Annotated in this window: 9 protein-coding genes; 4 read left to right on the top strand and 5 right to left on the bottom strand. The window is 68.5% G+C overall.

Annotation, left to right across the window (positions count from 1 at the left end; genetic code table 11):
• On the top strand, positions 1-374 hold a 374-nt coding region (locus tag D7V97_RS32165), incomplete at its 5' end, for an ABC-2 family transporter protein (protein WP_199729005.1).
• 4 nt (positions 375-378) lie between these two features.
• Positions 379-1,173 (top strand): ABC transporter permease, encoded by a 795-nt coding sequence (locus D7V97_RS32160; RefSeq protein ID WP_199729006.1) that lies wholly within the window; start codon positions 379-381, stop codon positions 1,171-1,173.
• Here D7V97_RS32160 and D7V97_RS32155 read toward each other — a convergent pair.
• The 3 genes from D7V97_RS32155 to D7V97_RS32145 all read right to left on the bottom strand — a co-directional run bounded on the left by D7V97_RS32155 (position 1,170) and on the right by D7V97_RS32145 (position 6,318).
• The gene (locus D7V97_RS32155; protein ID WP_120614444.1) at positions 1,170-4,124 is read right to left on the bottom strand and encodes an NACHT domain-containing protein; all 2,955 of its coding nucleotides are present in this window, start codon (positions 4,122-4,124) and stop codon (positions 1,170-1,172) included. The two genes, D7V97_RS32160 and D7V97_RS32155, sit on opposite strands and share 4 nt — an antisense overlap.
• Positions 4,121-5,305, bottom strand: coding sequence for an ATP-binding protein (locus tag D7V97_RS32150; RefSeq protein ID WP_147445058.1), 1,185 nt, complete (start codon positions 5,303-5,305; stop codon positions 4,121-4,123). The genes D7V97_RS32155 and D7V97_RS32150 overlap by 4 nt, the downstream gene beginning before the upstream one ends.
• Before the next feature lie 71 nt (positions 5,306-5,376).
• Positions 5,377-6,318, bottom strand: a complete 942-nt coding sequence (locus D7V97_RS32145) for an MBL fold metallo-hydrolase (RefSeq protein ID WP_233583365.1) — start codon at positions 6,316-6,318, stop codon at positions 5,377-5,379.
• Positions 6,319-6,449: 131 nt separating this feature from the next.
• Here D7V97_RS32145 and D7V97_RS32140 point away from each other — a divergent pair, with 131 nt between their 5' ends.
• Positions 6,450-8,615 carry a kelch repeat-containing protein gene (locus D7V97_RS32140; protein WP_233583364.1) on the top strand — a complete coding sequence of 722 codons (2,166 nt, stop codon included), beginning with the start codon at positions 6,450-6,452 and terminating at the stop codon, positions 8,613-8,615.
• Positions 8,616-8,632: 17 nt separating this feature from the next.
• On the opposite strand, the gene D7V97_RS32135 is transcribed toward D7V97_RS32140, so the two are convergent.
• Positions 8,633-9,541: a helix-hairpin-helix domain-containing protein gene (locus D7V97_RS32135; protein WP_120614441.1), complete on the bottom strand. Its 909-nt coding sequence runs from the start codon at positions 9,539-9,541 to the stop codon at positions 8,633-8,635.
• A 156-nt stretch (positions 9,542-9,697) separates the two neighbouring features.
• Between D7V97_RS32135 and D7V97_RS32130 the strand changes: the two genes are divergently transcribed.
• Positions 9,698-10,819, top strand: coding sequence for a hypothetical protein (locus D7V97_RS32130; RefSeq protein ID WP_120614440.1), 1,122 nt, complete (start codon positions 9,698-9,700; stop codon positions 10,817-10,819).
• 4 nt (positions 10,820-10,823) lie between these two features.
• On the opposite strand, the gene D7V97_RS32125 is transcribed toward D7V97_RS32130, so the two are convergent.
• Positions 10,824-11,225: a RidA family protein gene (locus D7V97_RS32125; protein ID WP_120614445.1), complete on the bottom strand. Its 402-nt coding sequence runs from the start codon at positions 11,223-11,225 to the stop codon at positions 10,824-10,826.
• Positions 11,226-11,240 lie beyond the last annotated feature (15 nt).

Genomic DNA, 11,240 nt, shown 5'->3' with positions numbered 1-11,240 from the left:
GCTGGGGGCTGTTCGTGCTGTCGCTGGTGGGGGCGTGGCTGGTGACGTTCTATCTGAACGTGCTCCTGGGGACGCTGAGCCTGTACCTGGAGAGCAGCCAGAAGCTGATGGACATCTACATGGTGCTGTACTTCGTGTGCTCCGGTTACATGTTCCCGGTGGAGTTCTTCCCGCCGGGGGTGCGCACGGTCATCGACGCGCTGCCGTTCCGCTACCAGATGGGGCTGCCGGTGGAGCTGATGACGGGGGCGCACGCGACGGGGCCGGCGCTGGTGTTGCTGGCGAAGCAGTGGGGCTGGGTGGCGGGCCTGGGCGTGGTGGCGACGCTCGTGTGGCGGCGGGGCCTGGCGCGCTTCGCGGCGTTCGGAGGGTAGGGTGCTGATTCCAAGGCGATACCTGCGCCTGCTGGGCGTGCAGCTGAAGGCCTCCGGCCTGCTGGCGTTGCAGTACCGCGCGGACTTCCTGGCGGAGGGGCTGACGTCGCTGGCGTGGACGTTCACGGCGCTGGCGCCGCTGTTCGTCGTCTTCGGCGACCGTCCCTCCATCGAGGGCTGGAGCTTCCACGAGTCCCTGCTGGTGGTGGGGTGGTTCACGCTGTTGCAGGGTGTGTTGGAAGGCGCCATCAGCCCCAGCCTCACGGGCGTGGTGGAGCACATCCGCAAGGGCACGTTGGACTTCGTGTTGCTGAAGCCCGCGGACGCGCAGTTCCTGGTGTCCACGCAGCGCTTCCTGCCGTGGCGCGCGGTGAACGTGTTGTCCGGCGTGGGGCTGTTCGTCTACGCGTTCGTGTCGCTGGGGCGCTGGCCGTCGTTGCCGGGAACGCTGGCGTCGCTGGTGCTGCTGGGGACGAGCGTGTTGTTGCTGTACTCGCTGTGGATTCTCGTGGTGAGCGCGGCGTTCTTCGTGGTGAAGGTGGACAACCTCACGTACCTGTTCACGTCCATCTTCGACGCGGCGAGGTGGCCGTCCTCCATCTTCCGGGGCGTGCTGGCCCTGGTGTTCACGTTCATCATCCCGCTGGCCCTGATGACCACGTTCCCCGCGCTCGCGATGCTGGGCCGGTTGCCGTGGACCTGGCTGGTGGGCTCGGTGGTGGGCGCGGTTGTCTTTGCGTGGGTGGCGCGCCGGGTGTGGTTGATGTCCATCCGGCACTACACGTCCGCGAGCAGTTAGTTCGGGTCGTGGGAGGGCTCAAGGCTTGCTTCTGCGGTGATGTTCCAGAGTGCGACCATTGCCGACCCCGCTTCCACGCTGTTGGCTGAACGGGTCAGGTTGATCAGCGGCTTGATGGCTTCCACTCGCGCTGTCTCTCCCAAAATTTCGATGGCATACAGCCGTACCGATTCACTGGGCTCATCCAGTTGAGCAATCAAATCCGGATGTGCTGGGACTTCGAACCTCGGCATTCCCTTCCTGCTCTGGTTTTCTCTGAAGATAGAGGCGAAGTGAAGGAGTTCGGAGTCATCGGAGGCCTCCCAGGCTTGGAGGATGCCTTCGGCGGACTGGAGGTTCTGGTTCTTCACGAGGAACGAGATGATGAAAAGAAGCCCCGAAATGTTGTCCTGGCTTTGAAGTGTCTCAAGCACAGCCTGGGTGTGCTCGGAATGTTGGGCAACGATAGCGAATGCTGCTTGTGCTTGAACGGTCTCGTCCTCGTCTTTCAGAAGCGCTTGCAGTCGTTGAAGTGCATCGGGAGGTGACCTTTCCGCTATCAGCAAGGGGGCCGTGGCGCGGACTTCAGGAACACTGTCCGTGAGCGAGGCCGTGATCAATTGTTCGAACCTGTCCGGGGTCAGCGCGAGAGTGTAATGGAGGGCATGGGCTCGGACGTCGGCGGATTCATCATGCATCAGCCGTTCGAGATGGGGAGGAAGTCGCTCCACGAAATCCGATAGCTGCAGTTCGGTGAGGACGTGCTTCCCGATGATGGGGGGCATGACACAAAGCCAATCGCAGAACTCTTTCGCGATCTGGTTCTGGAGCGCTGGAGGGAGGGCGTCGCCCGCTTCCGCCGCGAGGACTGCCGCGAGCGGGATCTGCTTCCTGAGTGTGTGCGTCAGGACTTGGCGAGTGCCGGTTTCCTGATGGGTCATGACCCGACGGATGAATCGGCGTGTTGCTTCGGGCCGTTTTTGTACGAGCGCCATGTAGCCGACGCCCAAGCGCAGAATCTCCTCCCAACGGGGATCGAACAGGTGGTTCATTGCCTCGTTGTCGAAGGACTCGCTGGCATGTAGACCAACGGCGGCGAAGAACTCCTGGAAGGTCAGGTGGAGAAAGCCCCATCGCTTGGGACCCCGCTCCATGAGGATCTGCACGTCCTTCCCTGCCCGATGGAGGAACTCTCGTGCGGAACTCTCAGCTTCTTCGCGGGAGATTCCGTCGCGCTCCTGGAGTGCTGTCGCCAGGGTTTCAATGACGAAGTTTTCCGGCGCGACGCCGTTCGGCCACTGACGGTGCATCTCCAATGCGAGCCGGCCGAGGATGGGGACCGCTTCCTCCTCGTAGCGGATCTGGGCTTCTTCACCGTCCGCCGCGATGAGCCTGCGCGCCTGTCCCCAGGTTTCGCACAGGGTCCTTGAGAAGATTTCGTAGGCTTGGACGCGGTGACGTGGGAGCTGGCCTTCCGCACGGTGGATGAGGGCCAGCGATGCCAGGATGAAGGGATTCCGTGACAGTTCGTGGAGCCGCTGGTTGGCGAACAGCGCTGTCAGTAGCCGCTCTGACTCGTAGTCCGCAGTGAGGTCATCCGGATGGCCTTCCTCCCACTGCCGGTAGGCCCGGTGGAACGACCGGACATAGCGGCGCACCTGCTTGTCCTCGAATGCCCCGAGTTCGACTTCCGCAGCGTCTGGCAGCGCCAACCCGACGTAGCCCACCTGCCGTGCCGAGGCGATGAAGCGGTTCTTGGGATATCGGGCTGCGAAATCCTCCAGCCACCGCATGAGGTCGGCTCGGGCTTCGCTTCGCACCTCGTCGAGGCCATCCAGGAGCACGAGACAGTCACCCTGTTCGAGCCGCCGATCAAGGAAGCCTCGAAGGTTTGCTTCGTCCGACGAGATGCCTCTTGAATGAAAGAGGTGCGCGAGTGCCGCGACCACGGACGTGGCGCCTCCCAACATCGCGCGAACCTGGGCCAAATATCCGACGCTGATGAGCAGTGGCAGCGGGGGGGCTGTGCCTCCCAGTGCCGCATGCATGGCCAGCGGCCCGCCTGCTCCCACCACCGCGAGCCAGCGCAGCAGGGTGGTCTTCCCTGAGCCGGGGTCTCCCAGAATCACCAATGAGCGATGACGCTGAGATGCCTCCTCGAAAGTCATGCGCTGGGGCACCAGATAGGTAGTCGCCTGTTGCAGGGACTCCGTCAGTCGTCCCAAGGGCGAATCGAGCCCACCCTGTTTCAGGAATGCCGGAGAGATTCCGGACAGGGCTCCGACAGTGGCGGTGGACTTCCTCCGGACCTCGACGGACGGCATGACGAAGACGTCAAAGATGTCGAGACTGGGCGGCTCCTTCTTCTGGAGCCGGAAGCCGACGTAGTGAAGCCGCCGTACCGCTGGACTGGTCAGGTCTCGCAGCAGCTCTTCCCTCAGGTTCTCCCCGTGAGCGGACGGCTGCGGAGGAAACTGCGCCGCCAGGAGATCAGCCCCATCCAGATGTGCCGGTGGCGAGAGCGTTCGCCGCACGTCGTCCTCCAGCACCCGGTACACGTCAGGGGACACGGCGATGGCGTTCTCGGGGACCTGTGCTTGAAGCCGCTCACAGAGGCTCAGCGTCTGTTCCCGCCGCGATTCATCGTCCCCGGTCACAGCGGCATGCACCGCGATACGGGAGGGCAGGCTCAGGTCCACGAGGATGCGCTCGCGCAGCATCTTCGCCGCATCGAAGGACTTCCTCGCCAGGTCGGGGCCGGTCGCACCCGTCAGTGACAGGTTCCAACTTCCCGCACCGACCTCTCGCAGGTCTGATTCCTCGAACTGCTGGGCGATGTAATGGATGCCCGCGACGAGCCGGGCCTTGAGGACCATGGAGGACACTTCATCCTGCGGCAGGTTCACCCGCACCCGGATCACCGCGAGCACGGGCGAAGGGCTCTTCGGAAGGTCCGTGCCGTCGCGGCTCATGAGGTCGCTCGCGTCGTCCAGAGGACCAGCTTGAAGTGGCCCGCCACCAGTTCGATGGTGGGCTCCTTGAATCCCTTCTCACCCAGCACCCGCACCATGTCGGGCACTCCGAAGCCCAGGTTCTCCCGCCGCTGGGCCTTCGCGAGGAGCGACGCCAGGATGGGATTGCGCTTCTGGCTGATGCCTCCCTGCCGGATGTTCTCCAGCGTCAGGTGGTTCAGGAGGTTGCCGGGGTTCAGGATCTCGATGCGGTCGTCAAAGATGTTGATCCGGATCTGCGATGCCGGCTTGTAGTCCCGGTGGGTCACCGCGTTGAGGATCGCCTCCCGGATGACCTCCACCGGCAAGCCATCCGCGACTCGCAGCATTCCCTCGACATGGGAGGGCGCCGCGATGTTTCGCTGGATGAAGGCACTGGCCTGATCGATCTGGTCGAGCAGCCGTCCCTCCATCTCCTGCCGGTCCAGGAATGTGCTCGACACGGTCGTGCCCTGGACCCGGACCGCGGAGATCCGCGCATCCAACAACCACCGCGTGGGCTCCTTGCCGAACATCAGGATGCCGGCCACGGTGGGAACCCCCGTTCGCTCCAGGCACTTGAGCGCGGTCAGGTGCGGCACGATGTTCTGCTCGGAGATTTGTCGCGGATAAACACTCGTGAAGAACGCGCGCACCGCCTCCGTATCAAGGTCCTCCACGGTGGCCCCGGTCATCTCCTGTTCGTCGAAGTAGGCGTCCGTGGATTGGAGCATGCGGACAAGCTCCTCCCGCTTCGCTTCCCGCGAGCGGTTGCCATCCCGGACGTAATAGATCCTGCCCGCGCGGTGCGGGCGGCTGGGGCTGAACGCGGGAACCTCTACCTGGAGGAGGGTCTGCCCCTGGTGCTCCCGCTTCTGGAGCGCGCAGATGAGGGGCGGCTCGATGCGGTCCTGGCAGAGCTGACTCACCTGCATCATGAGCGTGTCGGTCTGCTTCCGGTCTCCAGTGCCACTCACCGTCCCGTCATCCTCGACGCCGATGAGCACCAGGCCGCCCTTGGTGTTCGCCATCGAAACGATGGCCTTCGCGATGTCATCGGCATCGATCTGGAAGTTCCTGTGCACGACGCTCTTGAACTCGGTCAGCGAGTCCTCGCCCAGGCGCAGCAGTTGCTCCAGCATCTCGTCGGTCTTCGGTGCCACGGTGAACCTCAAGGTTCGGACGACAGTCCTCCTCCGAAGGTAACACCGGGGCCGCTACCGCACAGGAAGGACTACGGCGCCGCGGTGACGGGCGGCCGGGGCGCCTGATGGGCCCACTCCCCTCGCACCAGGGCGGGCAGCAGCTCCGGGTACTGGTGACCGGGATAACGCCGGGTCACCCTCTCCGTCACCGTCCCCAACGGGTCGCTGCTGGGATGGGCCGCGTGCCGCTCCGCGGCCACTTCCTCCCGCACCGCCTGGAGGTACTCCGTCTGCGCGTCCAGCAGCTCCGGCCCGCCGGGGAGCCCCCGGCCCGGGTGGATCCACTTGGGCTTCAAGGCCCTCAGCTCGTCCAGCCGCTGGAGCCATTCGTCCACGCGGCCCTCCTCGAACCAGGGATGCGTGTCCCTCGCCACGAGGTCCCCCGTGAACAGGTGTCCCTCCCACTCGATGACCACGTGGGCCTGGCTGCTCCCGGCGCCCAGCACGTGCGCCTTCAGCGTGAGGCCCGCCGCGCTCAGCTCCCGCGTGCTGTCGCCGAAGCTGTCCGCCAGCACCAGCTTCCGGGGATAGCGGCCGTTCCAGTACTTCTTGAAGAGCGTGGGCGCCCACTTCTCGTGGACCGCCGGGATGCGGGCGCGCACCGGGTCCGACGTGAGCACCGGAACCCCCAGCTCCTTGAGCAGCGCCGTTCCGTTGAAGCGGTCCGGGGTCGGGTGGAGGATGAGCGCCAGCTTCACCTCCTTGCCCGTCACTTCCTTCGCGAACGCCAGCTCCTTGCGCAGCGCGGAGGGGAGCAGCTGCGTGTCGATGAGGACGAGCCCCTCGGGCCCTTCAATCCAGTAGGAGGCCGTCTGCAGCGACCACTGGGACGAGACGTACTCACCGACCCGGAGGTCCCCCTGCTCCTGGACGGAATGGGAGCGGTAATGCTTCGCGACGACGGCCTGGGGCGTGCCGCAGCCCGACAGCAGGAGCCCCAACGAAGCAGCGAATGCGGCTTTCATTGTCATGAACATCAACTCTACTCACCCGGAAAAGGACTGAAAGGGATTCGCCGGTGGTGTCTTCCTTTGAATTGGGTTAATGGGCCGCCCCCCCACGGCAAGCGCCGTTCCCCCGGGCAGTAAAGGATGTCCCCCTGATGATCCGTCTCCGCTCCAGCGGCCTGCTGGCCGCGCTCGCACTCGCGTGCGCAGCCGCCTGTTCCCCCGATGCGCCGTCGCTCGTGACCGCCTCCGCCGCGCTCGTCGACACGTCGACGTGGACCCCCGCCGGCACCATGGCTTCGGTGCGCGTGGACCCCACCGCCACCCTGCTGCGCAACGGCTATGTGCTCGTCACCGGCGGAGGCACCTCGGCCGCGGAGCTGTACGACCCCCGCACCGGCCGCTGGTTCTCCCTGGGCGCGATGGCCACGGGCCGCCAGCGCCACACCGCGACGCTGCTGCCTTCGGGCAAGGTGCTGGTGGTGGGCGGAGGCACCTCCGCGCAGGGCGCGGCGGGCTCCGAGGTGTTCGACCCCGACACCAACACCTGGTCCGGCGTGAGCGGACTGGACGTGCCCCGCTCGCAGCACACCGCGACGCTGCTGCCCACCGGACAGGTGCTCATCGTCGGCGGCGACAGCGGCTCCGGCAACGCGGTGGCCACCGCGCTCCTGTACGAGCCCACGAAGAACGCCTGGGTGACCACCTCCCGCATGGCCGCGGCCCGGCTGGGCCACGCCGCCACGCTGCTGCCCAACGGACAGGTGCTCGTCACCGGCGGTCGCGACAGCGCCAACGGCGAGGTGCTCGCGTCCGCGGAGCTCTATGATCCGCCGTCCGGCACGTGGCTTCCGGCGATCCGCATGGTCACCCAGCGCACGGGCCACACCTCGACGCTGCTGCTGTCCGGTCAGGTGCTGGTCGCCGGCGGCTTCGCGGGCAGCCTCGCCACCGCCACCTCGGAGCTGTACGACGTGGCCACCGGCACCTGGACGGCCGTGGGGCTGCTGCCGTCGCTCTGGGTGTTCCACACCGCCACGCTGCTCACCTCCGGTCAGGTGCTCATCACCGGCGGCTCCAACGGAGGCCAGCCCTACCTGGACCGCGCCGCGCTCTATGACCCGAACACCGGCACCTGGAGCGACACGGCGTCGCTGACCTCGCGCCGCATCAGCCACGCGGCCGCGCTGCTGCCGTCGGGAGAGGTGCTCGTGCTGGGCGGCGTCGCGCAGGCCGGCTCACTCAACGCCTCCGCCGAACGCTACCGGCCCTCCTCGCTGCCGTGGAGCCCGGCCAAGGGCCTCCCCACCGCGCGCGCGCAGCTCACCGCGACCCGGCTCCCCTCCGGCGCCGTGCTCGTCGCGGGCGGCTCCACCACCACCGGCGGCGCGCTCGCGAGCGCCCTCCTGTACGACGAGAGCTCGGACGCCTGGAGTGACACCGGCGCGCTGGGCACCGCGCGCTTCCTGCACACCGCGACGGAGCTGGGCGATGGCCGGGTGCTCGTCACCGGGGGCCAGAAGGACGCCTCCACCTGGCTGTCCTCCACGGAGGTCTACGCGCCCGCGACGGGCACCTGGACGCAGGTGGCGGAGCTGGGCACGCGCCGGGCCCGCCACACCGCGACGCTGCTCGCGGGTTCGGGACGGGTGCTGGTGACGGGCGGCGCGACGGGTTCGTCCGCGGCGTCCAGCCTCGCGAGCGCGGAGCTGTTCGACGCGAGCACCGGCACCTGGAGCCTCACCGGGCCCATGGGCCGCGCGCGTGCGTACCACGCCGCGGTGCCGCTGCCCTCGGGCGAGGTGCTGGTGATGGGCGGCCTGTCCACCGGCACCGAGTCCCTCACCGCCAGCGCGGAGCTGTACGACCCGGCCACCGGCACCTGGCGGCCCACGGGCTCCCTGACGACGGCGCGCTATGGCCACGTCGCCGTGCTGCTGGAGGATGGCCGTCGCGTGCTCGTGGTGGGCGGCTGGGGCGCGGACGGTGCGCTGCGCTCCGCGGAGGTCTACGACGTGGCGCGCGGCACCTGGAAGGGCGTGACGTCACTGAACACGCCGCGCTACCTGCCGCACGCCGTGGTGCTGTCCACCGGTCGCGTGCTGGTGGTGACAGGAGAGGGCGGCTCGGGACTGGGCGTCCTCGACTCCGCGGAGGTCTACGACGCCGCCACGGACATGTGGACCCCGGCGGGCACCCTGTCCATGCGCAACACGCACCACGCGCTGGCCCTGCTGCCCTCCGGGCGCGTGCTCGTCGCGGGAGGCAGCAACAGCAGCGGCCCCCGCGCGGGCGCGGACGTGTACACGCCCGTGCGTTGACGCCAGGACGCGGGGCTTCAGGCGCCCGCGTGCGGGGCTTCAGGCTCCGCGCCGCGCTGGCCGAAGTAGTGCGCGAGGCACTCCGCCTCTCGCCCCCGCACCACGCGCCGCCCATCCAGGGGACCGCCGTGGGCCGTCACCACGGTGCACTGGCCTTCAATGTCGTCCTGGTCGAAGTAGAGGACCACCCAGTCGTGGGTGGTCTTCTGCTGGTGCGCGAGCGCCGTGTTGGAGAACAGGGCCCGCATGTTCCAGCCCTCCACCTGCTCGCGCAGCACCGGCAGCCAGGCCTCGCCTGAAGGGTTGAAGCGCTTGGGCGCGATGCGCCGCAGCTCGCCGGCCTCGGCCCTGCGCCGGTAGTCCTCGTCCACCCGCAAGAGCAGCGCCACCGGGGGGCGCGGTCCGTCCTCGGGCCCGTGGGTCCGCACCCGCTCACGCTCCCGCCGGTTGCGCCCCAGCCGCGCCGCCAGCACCTCGCGCACCTGCTCCGCGCGCCGGGGGCCGAAGCCCTCCACCCGCTCCAGCCGCCCGTCGTGCGCGGCCAGCTCCAGCGCCTCCAGCGTGGTGATGCCCAGCTCTTCGTGGATGCGCTTCGCCAGCTCCGGGCCAATGCCGGGCACGCTGGCGAGCAGGCCCTCGGGGGACACCTCACCCTCCAGCCGCTCCAGCAACTCCATCCGTCCGGTGCGCACGAACTCCGCGACCGCCGCAGCGATGCTCTTGCCCACCCCCGGCAGCTCGCGCAGCCCCGGCTCCCCCTTGCTGGCGAGCAGCTCCGCGACGGAGTCCGGCTGCTGCGCGAGGGTGGCCGCCGCCTTGCGGTACGCCGCCACCCGGTAGGGCATCGCGTCCTGCGTGTCCAGCAGGTCCGCCACGCGCTCCAGCGCATCCGCGATGTCGATGTTGCTCTTCCATTCCACGCCCATGATACCTGGAAGGTAGGGCCTCCCACGGAGGACGACCACCCCGGCGCACATGCTCCCCCGCGCACGAAAAAATTCCCCGCCCGCAACCGGCGCGCGGGAACCGGGTTCGAGAGGACAGCAGGCAGTCACGCGAACCTTTCGACCTGGAACTCGGAGATGACGATGCGCTGGAACAAGACGTTGGCGGTGGGTGCGGCCCTGGTGCTCTCGACGGCGTGCGGCGGGGTGGATGATCAGGAGGCCGTGGAGTCGCTGCCGGACTTCGCGGGCACGTCGCTGGAACTCAACGCGGAGGCGCCCGCGCAGGACGGCGCGGCGCTCATCGCGCAGGACCTGATGGAGACGGAGGCCGCGCTCGACGGCGAGGGCGCCGCGATGCTGGAGGGCGCCCGCATGCAGGTGAAGGCGCTCAACGATGCGCTGAGGCAGGCGCTCGTGCCCGTCGCGGAGCTGGTGAAGAAGTCCGCGGACGCGAAGCCTGGCGACGTGCTGGTGTACGGCCCGCAGGACCGCGCCAACGCCACCTTCAAGCTCACCGTGCGCAAGGGCGTCGCGCAGCGCTACCAGTGGAAGCTGGAGGCCCGGCCGCTGAGCAGCACGGATGACACCGCCTACAAGCTGGTGGCCGCGGGCGCGCTCAAGCGCGACGGCGAGGCGCACCGGGGCCGGGGCACGCTGGCCATCTCCCTGGACAACTTGAAGGCGGTGGCGCCGTCCTTCGCGGGGCAGGGCCGGTTGATGATGTCCTTCGCGCACAACGGCCAGGGCAGCAAGTCGCTGGCGTACCGGCTGGCGAACTTCACGCCGAACCCCGCCGCGCACGACGCCGTCACCGGCGCCTTCGTAGGCCACAAGCTCCAGCCCTCCGGCATCACCCGCGCGCGCGTGCTGGGCGCGTACAACCTGCCGCAGACGGCCACCGCCGCGAAGGAGAAGGTGCTCACCTCCGTGCGCCACATCCCGCAGCTGGGCGGCCGCGCGGACCTGCGCGCCTGGGGCGGCGACATCCCGGCGAACACCTTCTACGTCGGCAGCGCGTGCTGGGATGCCCGGGAGCAGGAGGTCTTCCGCGTCCTCTTCCAGTGCACCGACGGCGCCCGCCTGGAGTCCTGCACGGAGGTGGCCGGCAGCCGCGTGGGCACCGTCCAGGACTGCCGCGGCCCGGAACTGCGCGGCGACGTGACGCCCCCCGTGGGCACCGGCGACGACGCGACCCCCGAGCCCGGCAACCCCGGCGCGCCGGACGACGTGCCCACGGACGTCACCGCGGAGTTCTGACGCTTCAGCCGAGCGCGGACGCCACCACGGCGTCCGCCTCAATCTCCACCAGCATCCGCGGGTCGATGAGCGCCTTCACCTCCACCATCGACGTGGCGGGGCGGATGGCCGCGAAGCATTCCCCATGCGCCCGGCCGATGGCCTCCCAGCGCGCGATGTCGGTGACGTACATGCGCGTGCGCACCACGTCCTCCATCCGCGCGCCCACCGCCTCCAGGGCCGCGCGGATGTTGGCGAGCGCCTGGGCCGCCTGCCGGTACGCGTCCCCCTCGCCCACCAGCTGGCCCTGCGCGTCCGTGGCCGTGGTTCCCGAGACGGAGACGAAGGGGCCCACGCGCACGGCCCTCGAGTAGCCCACCCGGGGCTCCCACGGGGTGCCGGTGGCGTGGAGGGTGCGCTGCGACATGGCGTGCTCCCGGAG

The organism is Corallococcus sp. CA053C (genome assembly GCF_003611675.1).
GTDB lineage: Bacteria > Myxococcota > Myxococcia > Myxococcales > Myxococcaceae > Corallococcus.
This window is presented reverse-complemented; position numbering and strand designations above follow the sequence as displayed.